The following is a 16477-nucleotide window of genomic DNA, read 5'->3' on the forward strand; positions in this document are numbered from 1 at the left end:
TGCCCGCGGATCGGAGGGGGCGCACCGGCCGGTCATCCGACGCCCTGACGTGCACGCCTAGACGTCCAGCCCGATCCCGAAACAAGCCGAAAAGGTTTTCTGAAGATAGAGCGGTGAGGGGTGGCGCGTCAACGGGGTTCGGCGGTTACAGTTCGATCACGAACGACAGTCGCCCACGAGGAGGTGGTCCCGGTGGCCCGCGCCGAGCAAGCCCGCGCCGTGACGCTCTCCGACGTCGCGCGCCTCGCGGGCGTCTCCGTCGCGACCGCCTCCAAGGCGCTCAACGGGCGCGACCAGGTAAAGGACTCGACCCGGCAGCGTGTCGTCGAGGCGGCGGAACGGCTCTCGTTCAGCCCCAACCCCCTCGCCCGCGGACTGCTCGCCGGACGGACCGGAACCGTCGGCCTGCTCACCAGCGACCTCGAGGGACGGTTCGTCATCCCGATCCTCATGGGCGCCGAGGACGCGTTCGGGGCCGGCAAGGTCAACGTCTTCCTCTGCGACGCCCGCGGCGACTCCATCCGGGAGCAGTACCACCTGCGTGCCCTGCTCAGCCGCCGCGTCGACGGGCTCATCGTCGTGGGCCGGCAGACGGACCCGCGCCCCTCGCTCGGGCACGCGATCCCCGTCCCCGTCGTCTACGCGTACGCGCCGTCCGACGACCCGTCCGACCTGTCGATCACCCCCGACAACGTCAGCGCCGGCCGCATCGCCGTCGAGCACCTCCTCGCCTGCGGGCGCACCCGCATCGCGCACATCACCGGCGAGCCCGCCTACGCCGCCGCCCGCGACCGTGCCGACGGCGTCCGCGCGGGCCTGCACGCCGCCGGGCTCGAGCTCGTCGGCGACGTCATGTACAGCGAGTGGTCCGAGGGGTGGGGTCGCGACGCGGCCGCCGTGCTGCTCGCGCGGCACCCCGACATCGACGCGATCCTGTGCGGCTCCGACCAGATCGCTCGCGGCGCCCTCGACACCGCCCGCGACCTGCGCCGGGCCGTCCCCGACGACCTCGCGATCATGGGCTTCGACAACTGGGAGGTGCTGACCACCAACTCCCGGCCCGCCCTGACCAGCATCGACGCGAACCTGCAGCAGCTCGGGCGCACGGCGGCCCAGCGGGTGTTCGCCGCGCTCGACGGCGTGGAGGTCGGGTCGGGGACCGAGTACGTGGCCGGGCGGCTCGTGATCCGCGGCTCGACCGTCGCGAAGCGCTAGGCCGCGCGGCGCTGACCGGCTCCCAGCAGCCTGTCCAGGTACGGGTTGCTGAAGACGCCGGTGGGGTCGGCCTCGGCGCGCACGCGCTGGGCGTCGGCGAAGCGGGGGTACAGCGCGCCCAGCTGCTCGGCCTCGAGCCAGTGCATCTTGCCCCAGTGCGGTCGACCGCCCACCTGCGCGACGATCCGCTCGACCGCGGCGAAGTACCGCGCGTACGGCAGCCGCAGGTACTGGTGCACGGCGACGTACGCCGTCGCGCGGCCGTGCGCCGTGGAGAGCCACAGGTCGTCCGCCGCGGCGAACCGCACCTCGACGGGGAACGGCACGCGCTCACCGCTCGACTCGATCCAGGCGTCGATCTCGTGCAGCACGTGGACCAGCTGGTCACGCGGCACCGCGTACTCCATCTCGCGGAACCGCACCCGGCGGGGCGAGACGAAGACCTCCGCCGACGGGGCCGTGTAGCGGCGCGACGACAGCGCCCGGGCGGCGAACCCGTTGATCGACGCCGTGGTGGACGGTGCGAGGGTGGCGACGCCGTTGGCCAGCGAGAACACCGCGTTGGACAGGAGCTCGTCGTCCACCCACCCGCGCAGCCGCGGCAGCGGGACCACGACGTCGTCGGGGACGCGGTTGTTCCGCTTGGTCAGCGCTCGCCGGGTGTGCGGGAACCAGTAGAACTCGAAGTGGTCGTTGCTCTCGACCAGGCCGTCGGGGCCGTCCAGCTGCTCGAGGACGTCCTCCAGCGGCCAGGGCTCCTCGCGGGCCTCCAGGCGGTACGCCGGGACCACCTCGAGCGTCACGGCGGCGAGCACGCCGACGCTGCCCAGGCCGAGGCGGGCCAGCTCGAACAGGTCGGGCTGCTGCGTCGGGGACGTCTCGACGACCTCGCCCGCCGCGGTGACCAGCCGGGCGCCGACGACCTGCGTGGCGAGCCCGCCCAGCGTCGCGCCGGTGCCGTGCGTGCCGGTCGAGATCGCCCCCGCGATCGACTGCTTGTCGATGTCGCCGAGGTTGCGCATGGCCAGCCCGTGGTCGGCCAGCAGGGTGTTGAGGGCGCCCAGGCGGATGCCGGCACCGACGGTGACGTGCGTCGTCCCGTCGTCCTGGAGCGCGACACGCTCTAACGCGTCCAACGAGTCGAGACGAATGTGGACCCCGTCGGTGACCGCGACGGGGGTGAAGGAGTGCCCCCCGCCGACGGCGCGGACACGCAGTCCGTCGCGGGCCCCGTCACGTACTGCGGAGGAGAGTTCTCCCAGGTCACAGGGGTGCAGGACTCGGCTGGGCGTCGCGCGAGCGGTGCGAGCCCAGTTCTGCCAGTCGCCGGATGCCGGCAGTCGTCCCATAATGAGCAAAGGTTGTCCTGGTCGATTGTCCAAGTCAAGTGCGCCAAGTCCTTGACTATCGTGACAAGTGCTATTGAACTGTGCACTGGGGGAGGCGTCGGCCTCGCCCACCGGGCGTGGGTCGACCGGTGGGGCCGTCGCTAGAGGGAGGGGAACCCTGCTATGAACCGCTTGCCTGTGGCCGAGAGGCGCGAGCAGCTGATCGAGGCTGCGCTCGCCGTCGCGAGCCGGGACGGCATCGACGCCGCCACCGTGCGCGCCGTCGCCGCAGAGGCCGGTGTCTCGCTGGGGGTCGTGCACTACTGCTTCCAGGACAAGGACGAGCTCCTGCGCGCGATGGCGCACGCCATCACGTCGGCCAACCTCGAACGCAGCCTGGGCGAGCTGCCCGCCGAGGCGGAGGACGTCGAGTCCGTCATCGAGGGTGTGCTCGAAGCCCTCTGGGCCGGCATCCGCGACTCCCGCGGCCCTCAGCTGCTGAGCTACGAGCTGACCACGTCGTCGTTGCGGCACAGCGAGCTCAACCAGGTGGCCATCGAGCAGTACCGCGGCCAGTGGGCCGCCGCCGAGCAGGTCCTGGACCTCGTCGAGCGTTCCGCGCACGTCAGCTGGTCGATGCCGCGCGGGGCCATCGCGCGCTCGATCGTCGCCGTCATCGACGGGTTCTCGCTGGCGTGGCTCGTGGACGGTGACAGCGAGGCCGCCCGCAACGGGCTGCAGGGCTTCGGCCGGTACCTCGCGACGATCGCCGTCCCTGCCCCGATCGAGGCCGACGCCGCCGCGTCGCTCGCGTGAGCGCCCCGGCGGCCGAGGCGGCCCGTCGCGCCCGCATCGCGGTCTCCGCCGGCTTCGCCGGCCAAGGGTTCGCCTACGCCACCGTGCTGACGAGCCTCGACGGGTTCAAGGACCGGTACGGCGTCGACGACGGACAGGTCACGCTCGTCGTCCTCGGCGTCTGCCTCATGGCCGCGCTCGGCACGGTCGTGGCCGACCGGGTCGCCCGCACCGCCGGAGGCAGCCGCGTCGTCCTCGGCTCGGGCCTCCTGATCGTCGCGGCCGCCGTCGTCGTCGCGGCGATCGCCCCCGTGTTCGCCGTGCTGGCCCTCGGGTTCGCGGTGTACGGCGTCGGGCTCGGCATGGTCGACGCCGGCACCAACATGCAGGCCGTCGCCATCCAGCGCGAGTACGGGCGGTCCCTGCTCACCGGGTTCTACGCGTCCTGGTCCGTCGGCGGGATCGCCGGAGCCGTGTTCGTCGCGGTGACGGTCGGCCGAACGCCCACCGACCCGGTCGCCGTCGCCCTGCTCGCCGGGACGCTCGTCGCGGTCCTCGCGGCGGTCGGCGTGCTGCGCGCCGGGTGGCGCGTGACCGTGCCGGTCCGTGCCGACGGCGTCGCCACCCCCGACGAAGCCCTGGCGCTGCCGGTCGCAGGCGGCGGCAAGCCCGTCGTGCCCTGGGGCGCCGTCCTCCTGCTCGGGCTCGGCGTGGTCGCCTTCTACATCGCCGACACCGCCATCTCCACCTGGAGCACCATCTACCTCGGCGACGTCCTCCTCGCGGCCGCGTCCTTCGCGCCCCTGGGCTACGCCGCCTATCTCACGACCACGCTGGCGTCGCGCCTGGCAGGCGACCCGCTCGTGCGGCGCTGGGGTCGCGTGATCGTGCTGCGCGCCGCCGCGATCGTCGGTGCCGCCGGGCTCGTGCTCGTCGTCCTGGCCCCCGGACCGTGGGCGGGCCTGGCCGGGTTCGCGGTGGCCGGTGCAGGCCTCGGCGTGATCGCCCCCCTGTGCTTCTCGGCGGCGGGAGACCTCGCACCCGGGCACGCGGACGCGGTCGTGGCGCGGCTGAACGTCTTCAACTACGTCGGGGCGGTGCTCGGCGGCGTGCTCGTCGGAGCCATCGGCAGCACGTCGTCCCTGCAGTACGGGTTCGTCGTCCCGATCGTCCTCGTGGTCGTCGTCGCGATCCTCGCCGGCCGCTTCGGCGTCACCCGGCACGCGGACAGCCCCGTCACCGCGGGAGCGGATGCATGACCCGCACCCTCGGCGAGCGTCTCGACGAGGCGACGCGGGGCCTGGCCGCGCCCCTGGCCGTGGTGGACCTCGACGCCCTCGACGCGAACGCCGCCGACCTCGTGGACCGGGCCGGGGGGACGCCCGTCCGCGTGGCCAGCAAGTCCGTGCGCGTCCGGCACGTCCTCGAGCGGGTCCTCGCGCTCCCTGGGTTCGCCGGGGTCATGGGCTACTCCGTGCGCGAGGCGCTCTGGTTGGTCGCGCAGGGGGTCGACGACGTCCTGCTCGGGTACCCGAGCGTCGACATCGGGGCGCTCGACGCCCTCGCCGCGGACCCCGTCGCCGCCCGGGCCGTCACGCTCATGGTCGACGACGCCGCGCAGGTCGAGCTGGCCGCCCGCGCCGCCGACGCCCACGGCACCACGCTGCGCCTGTGCCTCGACGTCGACGCGTCCCTCAAGGTCCGGATCGGTCCGCTGGCCGCCCACCTCGGCGTCCGGCGCTCACCCGTGCACTCCGCTGCCGACGCCGGCGCGCTCGCCGCCGTGATCGCCCGCCGGTCCGGGGTCGACGTCGTCGGGGTGATGTTCTACGAGGCCCAGGTGGCCGGGCTGCCCGACACCTCGCCCGCCGTCCGCGCCGTCAAGCGGCTGTCGATCCGGGACCTGGCCGTCCGCCGCGCCGCCGTCGTCGATGCCGTGCAGTCCGCCGTCGGCCACGAGCTGTCCCTGGTCAACTCCGGCGGCTCCGGCTCCGTGGCCTCCAGCGCCGCCGACCCCGTCGTCACCGAGGTCACCGCCGGCTCCGGCCTGTTCGTGCCCACCCTGTTCGACGCCTACCGGTCGTTCACCCCCCGACCCGCCGCGTTCTTCGGCCTCGACGTCGTCCGCATCCCCGGGCCCGGCTTCGCGACCGTCTTCGGCGGCGGGTACATCGCCTCCGGTCCTGCCACGAAGTCCCGTCAGCCGCGCCCCGTCTGGCCCGGTGGGCTGGCGCTGACCAGCCGCGAGGGCGCCGGCGAGGTGCAGACACCGCTGCGCCTGTCCGGCGGTGCGGATCTGCGCGTCGGGGACCGGGTCTGGTTCCGGCACGCCAAGTCCGGCGAGGTCATGGAGCGCTTCGAGCAGGTCCACCTGGTCCGCGACACCACGATCGAGACCACGGTCCCGACGTACCGCGGCGAGCACCACACGTTCGGCTGACCAGCCCCACCCGCACCCCCTCCCCACCCACCGCACGCGGTCCACGGACGTCCGCACTCCTGCGGGTTCCAGCCCCATCGAGTGCGGACGGTGTGCCCTCACGGGCGGGGACGTCCGCGCTCCTGCGGGTTCCAGCCCTGTCGGGTGCGGACGTCGTGCGGGAGGAGGCTGGGGGTGTCGGTCCTGGTGCGGGAGGCGCGGGGGTTGCGCGCCGGTAGCCTTGACCGGTGACCCTGCGCCTCTTCGACACCGCGACCCGGACGGTGCGTGACTTCGTCCCACTCGTGCCGAACGAGGTGGGCATCTACCTGTGCGGTGCCACGGTGCAGGCGCCACCGCACATCGGGCACCTCCGGTCCGGCATCGCCTTCGACGTGCTGGTGCGCTGGCTGCGGCGGACGGGGCACCGCGTCACGCTGGTGCGCAACGTCACCGACATCGACGACAAGATCCTGGCCAAGGCCGCCGACGCCGGCGAGCCGTGGTGGGCGTGGGCGGCGACGAACGAGCGGGCGTTCACCGCGGCCTACGACGCGCTCGGCGTGCTGCCGCCCAGCTACGAGCCGCGGGCCACCGGCCACGTGCCCGCGATGGTCGAGCTGATGGACCGGCTGGTCGACACGGGCCACGCGTACACGACCGGCCCCGGCGACGTGTGGTTCGACGTCCGCAGCTACCCCGAGTACGGCGCGCTGACCAACCAGCGGGTCGACGACATGATCCCCGCGCCGGACGGCACCGTCGACGACGACGCCAAGCGCGACCCCCGTGACTTCGCCCTCTGGAAGGCGGCCAAGCCGGGCGAGCCGGAGAGTGCGTCCTGGGACACCCCGTTCGGCCGCGGCCGGCCGGGCTGGCACCTCGAGTGCTCCGCGATGGCGCAGCGGTACCTGGGGGAGTCCTTCGACATCCACGGGGGCGGGCTCGACCTGCGCTTCCCGCACCACGAGAACGAGCAGGCCCAGTCACGGGCCGCGGGGTACGGGTTCGCGCAGTACTGGCTGCACAACGGCTGGGTCACGCAGAGCGGCGCGAAGATGAGCAAGTCGCTCGGCAACGGCCTGCTCGTCACCGTCGTGCTGGCCAAGGAGCGTGCCGCGGTCCTGCGCTACGCCATGACCGCCGTGCAGTACAGCTCGATGCTCGAGTGGACCGACGACACCCTGCGCGAGGCCGAGGCCACCTGGGACCGTCTCGCGGGCTTCGTCGAGCGCGCCGCCGAGAAGGTGGGGGTGGCCGACGACGCCGAGATCGCCGGTGTCGAGCTGCCCGCCGAGTTCGTCGCCGCGATGGACGACGACCTCAACGTGCCCGCCGCGCTCGCGGTCGTGCACGAGCACCTGCGCACCGGCAACTCCGCGCTCGCGCGCGGAGAGCTGGACGAGTCCCGCACCGCGATGGTGGTGCTGCGGGCCATGCTCGACGTCCTGGGCCTCGACCCGGGCGGCAGCCAGTGGCGCGCCCACGGCAGCGACGCGCGCTACGCCCGCGCGCTGGAGTCCGTCGTCGCCGCCGAGCTGGAGGCCCGCGCGCAGGCGCGAGCCGCCCGCGACTTCGCCACGTCCGACGCGATCCGGGACCGCCTCGCCGCGGCCGGCATCGTCGTCGAGGACTCATCTACCGGAGCGCGCTGGTCACTCGCCGCGCGCTCCGACCACGAACAGGAGAACTGAACATGGCCGGAAACTCTGAGCGTCGCGGCGCCGTCCGCAAGGGCGGCTCCAAGAAGGTCGCCAGCGCGGGGACGGGCGGCAAGAACCGCCGGTCCCTGGAGGGCAGGGGGCCGACCCCGAAGGCGGAGGACCGCGAGTACCACCCCGCGCACAAGGCGAAGGTCGCCGCGGAGCGCCGGGCGGTCGCCGGGACGCGCGGTACGTCGGGTCGCCAGTCGGCCGGCGCGAGCCGGAGCGCCGGCGGGTCCAAGGGTGGTCGCAAGAGCTCGACGCACGAGATCGTCTCCGGCCGGAACTCGGTCGTCGAGGCGCTCCGCGCGGGCATCCCCGTGTCGACCGTGTACATCGCATCCCGGTTGGAGGGCGACGACCGCACGCGCGAGATCATCAGCGCCGCGGGGAACTCGAACTACCCGCTGCTCGAGGTCAGCCGCGCCGAGCTCGACCGCCTCACGGACGGGTCGGTGCACCAGGGTGTCGCCATCCAGGTGCCGCCGTACGCGTACGCGGACGACGACGACCTGCTGGACGCTGCGGCCGAGTCGGACCGCCCGGCCCTCATCGTCGCGCTCGACGGCGTGACCGACCCTCGCAACCTGGGCGCCGTCCTGCGGTCCGCCGGCGCGTTCGGCGCGCACGGCGTGCTGGTGCCCGAGCGGCGTGCGGCAGGCGTGACCGCGTCGGCGTGGAAGGTGTCCGCGGGTGCCGCGGCGCGCGTCCCGGTCGCCCGGGTGACCAACCTCGTCCGGACCCTGCAGGGGCTCAAGGCGGCGGGCGTGTTCGTCGTCGGGCTCGACGGGGGCGGCGACGTGTCGATCACCGACCTGCCCTACGCGACGGACCCCCTGGTGCTGGTCGTCGGTTCGGAGGGCAAGGGGCTGTCGCGACTCGTCCGCGAGCAGTGCGACGCCATCGCGTCGATCCCGATCGCGTCGGCCGTCGAGTCGCTCAACGCCGGCGTGGCCGCGGGCATCGCGCTGTTCGAGGTTGCCCGCCAACGCGCGGTCTGAGGGTCGGTCAGCCGATGATCTGGTCCGGGTCGATCTGCGGGAACATGTCGGTGTCCGGGATCTCGCCCGCCTGCACACCGAGGATCGCCTGCTCGTCGGGACGCGTCGGCAGGATGTTCTTCACGTAGCTCTTCGCGGCCTGCGCCATGGGCACGTCACGCCCCTGCTGCTCGGACAGGTACCACCGGTGGTCCAGCAGCTCGTGGTAGATCTGCGCGGGCTCGAGCTTGCCGCGCAGGTCCCGGGGGACGCTGCGCACCGCGGGCTCGAAGATCTCGGTCAGCCAGTCGTGCGCGACGAACGACTCGTCCTCGCGCTGCCGGTCGGTGGCCGCGCGGTACTCGTCGAGGTCGTTGAGGAGCCGGCGGGCCTGGTTCTCCTGCACGTCGAGCCCGGTGAGCCGCATGAGCCGGCGGGAGTGGTGGCCCGCGTCGACGACCTTCGGCTGGATCCGCACGCTGGTGCCGTCGACGTCCGTGGTGATGTCGAGCTCGCCGACGTCGAACCCGAGGTCGTTGAGGCGGTCGATGCGGGCCTGCACCCGCCAGCGGTCCCCGAACGTGAACGACTCGGACTCCGTGAGGGCGCGCCAGAGCTCGCCGTACCGCTCGGCGAGGGCGTCCCCGATGGCGACCGCGTCGACGTCCTCCTCGAGGAACTCGCCGGCCTGCAGGTCCATGAGCTCGCCGATGATGTTGACGCGGGCGACCTCCAGGTCGTAGCCGCGCTGACCGTCGGAGAGCTTGTCGTGCAGGTCACCCGTCTCGGCGTCGACCAGGTACGCGGCGAACGTCTCGGCGTCCCGGCGGAACAGCGTGTTCGACAGGGACACGTCGCCCCAGTAGAAGCCCACCAGGTGCAGCCGGACGAGGAGCACCGCGAGGGCGTCGATGAGCCGCGTGGCCGTGTCGGGGCGCAGCGACTGGCTGAACAGTGCGCGATAGGGGAGCGAGAACGAGAGGTGCTTGGTGATGAGCACCGCTTCCAGCCGCTCGCCGTCGGGGTCGGAGCGGCCGGTGATGACACCGACCGGCTCCACGCTCGGGACGTCGAGGCGACGCAGCTGGCGCAGCAGCTCGTACTCCCGGTAGGCCACCGTCTCGCCGATCTCCTTGACGGCGACGACCCGGCCGGACATCTTGGCGAACCGCACGATGTGCCGGGAGATGCCGCGGGGCAGGGCGGCGAGCGTCTCGGCCGGCCAGTCCTCGAGCGGGATGTGCCACGGCAGGTCGAGCAGGGCGGGGTCGGGCGAGGCCGCGGTGATCTGCAGGCGCTGCGGCGTCGGGCTCATGGGCTCGATCCTCTCAGAGAACGCCGACAGGGCAGCCTGACGAAAGCGACAAGCGGGCGGGGGAGAACCAGCAGGGCGGCCCCGGCCGAAGCCGGGACCGCCCTGTCGTGTGGTGCGAAGGTCAGACGGCGATGCGCTCGCCCGAGCCCGCGTGGAACAGGTGCTGCTCGCCCTCGCGGATCCGGATGTAGATCGTCTCGCCCTTGGAGGGGACCTGACGCGGGTCGACGCGCACGATGACCTGAGCGTCGCCGGCACCGGAGTGCACCGCGTCGGCGTGGCCGAACTCGTTGGTCAGCGAGCCGTAGACGAACGCGTCGGAGCCGAGCTCCTCGACGATGTTCACGATGACGGGGATGCCGTCCGGCGTGCCGGCGGGCACGACGTCGAGGGACTCGGGACGGAACCCGACCGTGACGTGGTTCTTGTCGTCGTCGGTGAACTGGCCGATGACCGAGCGCGGCACGGCGACCCGGGCGCGGCCCAGGTTGGCGACACCGTCGAGCACGGGGAACGTGCCGATGTTCATGGCCGGCGAGCCGATGAAGCCGGCGACGAAGACGTTGGCCGGGGTGTCGTACATGTCGCGGGGCGTGCCGACCTGCTGCAGGAGGCCGTCCTTGAGGACCGCGATGCGGTCACCCATGGTGAGGGCCTCGGTCTGGTCGTGCGTGACGTAGACGGTGGTGACACCGAGACGACGCTGCAGCGACGCGATCTGCGTACGGGTCTGGACGCGGAGCTTGGCGTCGAGGTTCGACAGCGGCTCGTCCATGAGGAACACCTGGGGCGAACGCACGATGGCGCGGCCCATGGCGACGCGCTGGCGCTGGCCACCGGAGAGGGCCTTCGGCTTGCGGTCGAGGTACTGGGACAGGTCGAGGATCTTGGCAGCCTCCTCGACGCGCTGGCGGATCTCCGCCTTCGGGGTGCCGGCGATCTTGAGCGCGAAGCCCATGTTGTCGGCGACCGTCATGTGCGGGTACAGCGCGTAGTTCTGGAACACCATCGCGATGTCCCGGTCCTTCGGCTGGACGTCGGTGACGTCGCGGTCGCCGATGAGGATCCGGCCCGCGTTGACGTCCTCGAGGCCCGCGAGCATGCGGAGCGAGGTGGACTTACCACAACCGGACGGGCCGACGAGGACGAGGAACTCGCCGTCCTCGATGTGCAGGTCGAGCGCGTCGACCGCGGGGCGCTCGGTACCGGGGTATACCCGGGAGGCCTTGTCGAAAGTGACCGTTGCCATGGCTGATCAATCCCTTCACCGGCAGGTACGTGCCGGACGATCCGTAGTGAAGAGTGTCAAGAGTGTCCTCGATGACACGGGCCGCTGGAGGAGGGTTCCTCCGGTGGCCCGGGGTCATCATGCCATATCGGTGTGGACCGACCACACCGGGGTGTGAGCAGGCTCACTCACCCGCGGTCACCCGACCAGGACCCCGGACCCGTCGCGGAACCGGACGAGCAGGCGTCCGCCGTACTCGCTGACCTGGTCCACACCACCCGGGTCGCGGGCCAGGTGCCGTGCCACGTCGGCCACGCTCGCCAGCCGTCCGTCGGCCCGCGCGAGCCCTCGCAGGGTGCGGTCGGCGGTGACGACGACGACGAGCTCACCGTCCGTCCCCAGGTAGACGGGTGGTGCGCCGACGTGCGCGAGCCAGTGGGACTCGCCCGTGCGGGCGTCGACCGCACGGACGTCCCGGCCCTGCGCGACGTGGACGACGCCGTCGACGAGCAGGGCGTCGCCCGTGGTGCCGGTGAGGCGCCAGAGCTCCTCGCCGGAGGAGGCGTCGCGACCGACGAGCGCCGCCACCCCCGCGTTCTCGCTGTCGGTGAGCAGCACGACGTCGGGTGCGCTGCCGTCGTCGACACCGAGGCGGGCAGGTCGTTCGCCGACCGGCACCCGGGTGCCGTCACGGGTGACGAGGACGCTCGCGGCGATCGCGAACGCCTGCCACGGGGTCCACACCACGGTGTCGGCCCGGGCGAGCTCGGCCCAGCCGTCGGCCTCGACCGTCACGTCGCCGCGCGGCTCGCCGTCGGCCCCGAAGAGCCAGGCGTGCCCGCTGTCGGTCAGGAGCACCCGGTCCTCGTCGCTGGTCAGGTCGGCCTCGGAGCGGATGACCCGGTCGCCGACGCGGACGGCGTGGACCTCGGGCACGACGGGGGTCCAGCGCTGCCACCGCACGTCCCCGCTGGCCGGGTCCGTCGCGGTCAGGGCCCAGCGGACGTCACCGGCGCTGTCCCGGTGCGGCGTCGCGACGACCAGGCGCGACCCCGTCGCCGACCACAGCGAGCCGGGATCCAGGGTCGGGGAGGCGAGGGTCCTGCCGGTGGCGGGGTCGAGCACGAGCAGCGGGGTGGGGGCGCCGCCGGAGCGCACCGGGGAGACCTCCGCGGCACAGACCGCCCGGGGGCCGTCCGGGGAGGTCGTCGTCGTGCAGCGCACCCAGACCGACGGGAACTCCGAGCGGCCGCCCGGCGGCAGCGCGTCGTCGAGCGAGAACGGCACCGACCACAGGACGTCGCCCGTATCCGGGTCCGTGCCGCGCAGGTCGACGCCCCCGAGGTGGTACCGCGCGCCGATGGCCCAGTGCCCGGACGCGTCCTCGGCGACGAGCGCGCCCGCGCTCGGAGCCCACGACCGCAGCGCAGCGGGCGGGTCGTGCAGCGGGCTGAGCACCCCGGGCACGTCGGCGAGGTACTCCAGGCGCTCACGCTCGTGCGCGTCGAGTGCCGCCTGCACGGCGACGAGGCCGAGCAGGAGGGCGGCACCGGCCCCCGCGAGCCACGCGATGTGCCGTCGGACCCAGGTGGGTGGCCGGCCGGCACCGACGGCGTCGTCGTCCGTGTCCTCGAGCTCGACGGGAGCGAGGTGCGCGTGCGCGACCGGGGGAGCCATGGTCAGCCCAGGACCGCGACCGCGCCGGTGTCGGTCCAGACGTACAGCCGGGGGTCGTGCCAGCCCGACTGGAAGCCCTGCACGAACACCGTCCTGCGGTCCCCGGCGACCTCCGCGCGAACCTCGTCGGCGAGGTCGGCGGTCCACGCCAGGGCACCGTCGGACAGCGTGTACGCCTCGAGGGTCACGCCCGGTCCGGGCAGGAGCAGGTGGCGGCCGTCCGTGGACAGCTGCTGGGGTATGTGGTCCGTCTCGGTCGTCCAGTGCAGGCGGCCCGTGGCGGCGTCGACCGCGACCAGCGACCTGGACGTGGCGACGTACAGGGTCCCGTCGAGCAGGAGGCTCGTCACGATGGTCCCCGCGACGTGCCAGAGCCGCTCGCCCGTGCGTGCCGACCGTCCGCTGAGCCCGTCGGCGCCGCCGGGGGCCTGGCCGACGGTGAACACGACGTCGGGCGCCGACCCGTCGTCGACGGCGAGCCAGTTCGCCGTCTCGTCGATGGGGACCCGGGACCCGTCGGGGAGCAGGAGCGTCCCGCTGAAGGCCGACGACGTCCAGGTGCTCTCGATGAACACGCCCGCACGGGCCGGCTGGAGCCACGAGGCGGAGTCGAGGGGGACGTCGAGCTCCAGGTGGCCGGCCGTGGTCAGGACCCAGGAGCGGGTGTCGACGACGAGGACGACGTGGTCCTCGGAGGACTGGAGGGACGCCATCGCGCTGGGCGCCTCGTCGTCGGTGCGCTCGAGCCGGGGCGTCGTCCAGCTCCAGCGGGGGGTGCCGTCCACGACATCGGTCGCACGGACCTCCCACCGGTCGCCCGACACCGGCCGCGCGACCACCATGCCGTCGTCGACGAAGCTCAGCCCCCAGCCGCCGGGGACCTCGCTGTCGGCCAGCACGTCGCCGTGCGCCGGGTCGAGCACCCACACCGACGACGGCGGGATGCCCTCGACGCCCTCGCCGACCTGCTGCGAGACGCAGGCCACCACGTGCGCCGTCCCGCGCGCCACCGGGGTGCAGGAGATCCACTGCTCCGGCCACGCGCTGGTCGGGGTCGGCTGCGGGGTCGGCAGGTCCAGCGGGGTCCGCCACGCGACCACGCCGGTGTCGGGGTCGAGCCCGACGACGGCGGACGCGCCGGACTCGTCCTGGACGCCCCCGACGAGCACCCCGTCGACCACCGCGCCGGACCGGAGCGCGGTCGCGAGCTCCGGGTCGGCCCGCCAGAGGACCCCGATGGACGCGTCGACCGGCGGCACGACGCCCGGGACGGCAGCGAGCGCCGCGACCCGGGCGTCCTCGCGGCGGTCGAGGACGACCTGCGTGACGACGAGGGAACCGACGACGAGCGCGGCCGACGCGACGAGCCACGGGGCGTGGCGGCGCACCCAGGTCCGGGCCGCGCGGACGTCGTCGGGGGGCTCCGCGGCCACCGGCTGGTCCGGGGCCTGGCGCGCGGGGGCGCGCTCGTCCACGACCTCGACGAGCTCGACCTCACGCATCCGGCCGGGCATGAGGCGCACGCTACGCCTCGACCCCACGACCGACCAGCAGAGGCCGGGTGAGGTCCTTACAGCTGGTCGGCGAGGGCCGCCAGCGCGGCCACGAGCTCCTCCGGGTCGTCCACCCGGTACCGCGCGATCGTCGTCCCGTGCCCGACCTTGACCGTCACGTCGTCGTCGTGGAGCGCCTCGAACGCGTGCTCGTCGGTGACGTCGTCGCCGGCGTACAGCACCACGGGGGCGGCGAGCTCGTCGCGCAGCGCCGCGAGCGCCTCGCCCTTGCTCGCGCGCAGGACCGAGATCTCGACGACGTCCTTGCCGTGCAGGACGCCGGAGCCCAGCCGTTCGCCGAGGGTGATGGCCTCGCGCTCGGCCGGTTCGGCGTCGACCGCCTCCGCGAGGCGGGTGTGCACGACGACGGCGGTCGGCTTCGTCTCCACCCAGACGCCGTCCCGGCCGCGTGCGATCCGGGCCGCCTCCGCGCCCAGCGACGCCAGACGGTCGGCCTGCTCGTCGGTCAGCTGGACGACGTCGCGGTCCAGCCCGAACGTGGTGACGCGGGCGCGCTCGGCCCCGTGGCTGCCGATGAGGAACGTGCCCTCGGGCACGTGCGCCAGGACGTGCAGGTCGTGCATGGCGCGGCCGGACACCAGCGCGAGCGCGACGCCGGGGGTCTGCGACAGTCGGGCGAGGACCTCGACACCGGCGGGCAGGATGCGGGAGGTCGACGGGTCGTCCTGCAGCGGGGCGAGGGTGCCGTCGAAGTCGAGGGCGACCAGGAGCGGCCGGCGGGCGGGGTCGGCCGCGACCGCGGTGAGGACCGTCCGCAGCGCGTCAGTCACGGGTGGCTCGCACGGGGACCGCGTTGAGGGCGGCGAGGAAGTCCTCCGACCAGGCGACGACGTCGTGCCCGAGCACCCGTCGCCGCAGCCGGCGCATGCGCTTGCGGGACTCGCGGGGGTCCATGTGCACGGCGTACGTGATCGCGTCCTTCATCCCGTCGATGTCGTGCGGGTTCACCAGGACCGAGCCGGTGAGCTCGTCGGCGGCGCCCGTGAACTCGGAGAGCACCAGCGCGCCGCGGTCGTCGGACCGGGCCGCGACGTACTCCTTGGCCACGAGGTTCATGCCGTCGCGCAGCGCGGTGACCAGCATGACGTCCGCCGCGAGGTACAGGGCGGCCATCTCCTCCATGGGGAACGACTGGTGCAGGTACTGCACGGGCGCGTGGCCCACCTGGCCGTAGTCGCCGTTGATCCGGCCGACCAGGAGCTCCACGTCGTCCCGCAGCTGCTGGTACGCGCCCACGTTCTCCCGGCTCGGGCTGGCCACCTGGACCAGCGTGGTGCTCTGCGGGGACAGCCGGCCGTCGAGCAGGAGCTCGCCGTACGCCTTGATGCGGTGCCGGATGCCCTTGGTGTAGTCGAGCCGGTCCACGCCGAGCAGCAGGAACTCCGGGTCGCCCAGCTCGCGGCGGATCTGCAGGGCGCGCTCGCGGACGGCGTCCGTGCGGGCCAGCTGGTCGAACGCGTGCGAGTCGATCGAGATGGGGAAGGCCGCGGCGCGCACGTGCCGCCCGGGACCGGTGTGCCCCTCCTCCTCGTTGAGGGTGACCATCTGCCCGCGCGTCGTCAGGTCCGTGAGCCGTCGCACGACGCGCACGAAGTTCGCCGCGTCGCCCGCCCGCTGGAAGCCGACGAGGTCCGCGCCGAGCAGGCCCTCGATCACCTGCACCCGCCACGGCAGCTGCGCGAACAGCTCCAGGGGCGGGAAGGGGATGTGGTGGAAGTACCCGATGCGCAGGTCGGGCCGCAGCTCCCGGAGCAGCTTCGGGACGAGCTGGAGCTGGTAGTCGTGCACCCACACGGTCGCGCCCTGCGCGGCCTGGTCGGCGGTGGCCTGCGCGAAGCGCCGGTTCACCTTCTGGTACGCGTCCCACCACTGCCGGTGGAACGCCGGGGGCTCGATGACGTCGTGGTACAGCGGCCAGAGGGTGTCGTTGGAGAAGCCTTCGTAGAACTTCTCCAGGTCGTCCTCGGTCAGCACGACCGGGATCAGCTCGGTGCCGTCCACGTCGAACGGCTCCAGCTCGAGGTCGGGCGAACCGCCCCAGCCGACCCACGCGCCGGACGTGCTCGCCATCACGGGCGCGAGGGCCGTGACGAGACCGCCGGGGGATCGGGTCCAGGTGGGTTCGCCGTCGTCGCCCAGGCTCACGTCCACGGGCAGACGGTTCGCGACGACGACGAAGTCGTAGCCGTGCGCGGGCACGTCGGAAGGCAAGAGATCAACTCCTCGGGTCGTGTCCGACCCTA

The 16477-nt window shown here is 73.3% G+C and carries 13 protein-coding genes; 6 read left to right on the forward strand and 7 right to left on the reverse strand.

The features are described from left to right. Nucleotides 1-192 precede the first annotated feature (192 nt). Nucleotides 193-1215 carry a LacI family DNA-binding transcriptional regulator gene (locus tag ASF78_RS12495; RefSeq protein ID WP_082495093.1) on the forward strand — a complete coding sequence of 341 codons (1023 nt, stop codon included), beginning with the start codon at nucleotides 193-195 and terminating at the stop codon, nucleotides 1213-1215. On the opposite strand, the gene ASF78_RS12500 is transcribed toward ASF78_RS12495, so the two are convergent. Continuing rightward, nucleotides 1212-2564: a D-arabinono-1,4-lactone oxidase gene (locus ASF78_RS12500; RefSeq protein WP_056589608.1), complete on the reverse strand. Its 1353-nt coding sequence runs from the start codon at nucleotides 2562-2564 to the stop codon at nucleotides 1212-1214. The genes ASF78_RS12495 and ASF78_RS12500 overlap by 4 nt on opposite strands. Nucleotides 2565-2726: 162 nt before the next feature. Between ASF78_RS12500 and ASF78_RS12505 the strand changes: the two genes are divergently transcribed. The 5 genes from ASF78_RS12505 to rlmB all read left to right on the forward strand — a co-directional run bounded on the left by ASF78_RS12505 (nucleotide 2727) and on the right by rlmB (nucleotide 8461). Then, nucleotides 2727-3359: a TetR/AcrR family transcriptional regulator gene (locus ASF78_RS12505; RefSeq protein ID WP_056589613.1), complete on the forward strand. Its 633-nt coding sequence runs from the start codon at nucleotides 2727-2729 to the stop codon at nucleotides 3357-3359. Next, on the forward strand, nucleotides 3356-4597 hold the full coding sequence (locus ASF78_RS12510) for an MFS transporter (protein WP_056589617.1): 1242 nt from the start codon (nucleotides 3356-3358) through the stop codon (nucleotides 4595-4597). The genes ASF78_RS12505 and ASF78_RS12510 overlap by 4 nt, the downstream gene beginning before the upstream one ends. Next, nucleotides 4594-5778: an alanine racemase gene (locus ASF78_RS12515; protein WP_056589621.1), complete on the forward strand. Its 1185-nt coding sequence runs from the start codon at nucleotides 4594-4596 to the stop codon at nucleotides 5776-5778. Before ASF78_RS12510 ends, ASF78_RS12515 begins: the two co-directional genes overlap by 4 nt. 227 nt (nucleotides 5779-6005) lie before the next feature. Continuing rightward, on the forward strand, nucleotides 6006-7451 hold the full coding sequence (gene cysS / locus ASF78_RS12520; RefSeq protein ID WP_056589624.1) for a cysteine--tRNA ligase: 1446 nt from the start codon (nucleotides 6006-6008) through the stop codon (nucleotides 7449-7451). A 2-nt stretch (nucleotides 7452-7453) separates the two neighbouring features. Further along, nucleotides 7454-8461: a 23S rRNA (guanosine(2251)-2'-O)-methyltransferase RlmB gene (gene rlmB / locus ASF78_RS12525; RefSeq protein WP_056589627.1), complete on the forward strand. Its 1008-nt coding sequence runs from the start codon at nucleotides 7454-7456 to the stop codon at nucleotides 8459-8461. Nucleotides 8462-8468: 7 nt separating this feature from the next. Here rlmB and ASF78_RS12530 read toward each other — a convergent pair whose 3' ends face one another. The 6 genes from ASF78_RS12530 to ASF78_RS12555 form a co-directional block, all read right to left on the reverse strand. Continuing rightward, entirely contained in the window at nucleotides 8469-9755 is a 1287-nt protein-coding gene (locus tag ASF78_RS12530; RefSeq protein ID WP_056589629.1) for a DUF4032 domain-containing protein, read from the reverse strand. A 121-nt stretch (nucleotides 9756-9876) separates the two neighbouring features. Then, entirely contained in the window at nucleotides 9877-11004 is a 1128-nt protein-coding gene (locus tag ASF78_RS12535) for an ABC transporter ATP-binding protein (RefSeq protein WP_056589633.1), read from the reverse strand. 177 nt (nucleotides 11005-11181) lie between these two features. Next, a complete protein-coding gene (locus tag ASF78_RS12540) occupies nucleotides 11182-12660 on the reverse strand; it encodes a PQQ-binding-like beta-propeller repeat protein (protein WP_056589638.1) in 1479 nt (492 codons plus the stop codon). Nucleotides 12661-12662: 2 nt separating this feature from the next. Next, on the reverse strand, nucleotides 12663-14174 hold the full coding sequence (locus ASF78_RS12545; RefSeq protein ID WP_156374152.1) for a PQQ-binding-like beta-propeller repeat protein: 1512 nt from the start codon (nucleotides 14172-14174) through the stop codon (nucleotides 12663-12665). A gap of 56 nt (nucleotides 14175-14230) precedes the next feature. Further along, nucleotides 14231-15004, reverse strand: coding sequence for a trehalose-phosphatase (gene otsB, locus ASF78_RS12550; RefSeq protein ID WP_056589645.1), 774 nt, complete (start codon nucleotides 15002-15004; stop codon nucleotides 14231-14233). Further along, the gene (locus ASF78_RS12555) at nucleotides 14997-16445 is read right to left on the reverse strand and encodes a trehalose-6-phosphate synthase (RefSeq protein ID WP_056589648.1); all 1449 of its coding nucleotides are present in this window, start codon (nucleotides 16443-16445) and stop codon (nucleotides 14997-14999) included. Before ASF78_RS12555 ends, otsB begins: the two co-directional genes overlap by 8 nt. Nucleotides 16446-16477: the final 32 nt, after the last annotated feature.

Origin of the sequence: Cellulomonas sp. Leaf334, assembly GCF_001424195.1 — a bacterium.
Taxonomy (GTDB): domain Bacteria; phylum Actinomycetota; class Actinomycetes; order Actinomycetales; family Cellulomonadaceae; genus Cellulomonas.

Coding starts and splice junctions, on each gene's coding strand:
- ASF78_RS12500 (WP_056589608.1), bottom strand. CDS start 2,564: ATGGGACGACTGCCGGCATCCGGCGACTGGCAGAACTGGGCTCGCACC.
- ASF78_RS12545 (WP_156374152.1), bottom strand. CDS start 14,174: ATGCCCGGCCGGATGCGTGAGGTCGAGCTCGTCGAGGTCGTGGACGAG.
- ASF78_RS12540 (WP_056589638.1), bottom strand. CDS start 12,660: ATGGCTCCCCCGGTCGCGCACGCGCACCTCGCTCCCGTCGAGCTCGAG.
- ASF78_RS12535 (WP_056589633.1), bottom strand. CDS start 11,004: ATGGCAACGGTCACTTTCGACAAGGCCTCCCGGGTATACCCCGGTACC.
- rlmB (WP_056589627.1), top strand. CDS start 7,454: ATGGCCGGAAACTCTGAGCGTCGCGGCGCCGTCCGCAAGGGCGGCTCC.
- ASF78_RS12505 (WP_056589613.1), top strand. CDS start 2,727: ATGAACCGCTTGCCTGTGGCCGAGAGGCGCGAGCAGCTGATCGAGGCT.
- ASF78_RS12530 (WP_056589629.1), bottom strand. CDS start 9,755: ATGAGCCCGACGCCGCAGCGCCTGCAGATCACCGCGGCCTCGCCCGAC.
- ASF78_RS12515 (WP_056589621.1), top strand. CDS start 4,594: ATGACCCGCACCCTCGGCGAGCGTCTCGACGAGGCGACGCGGGGCCTG.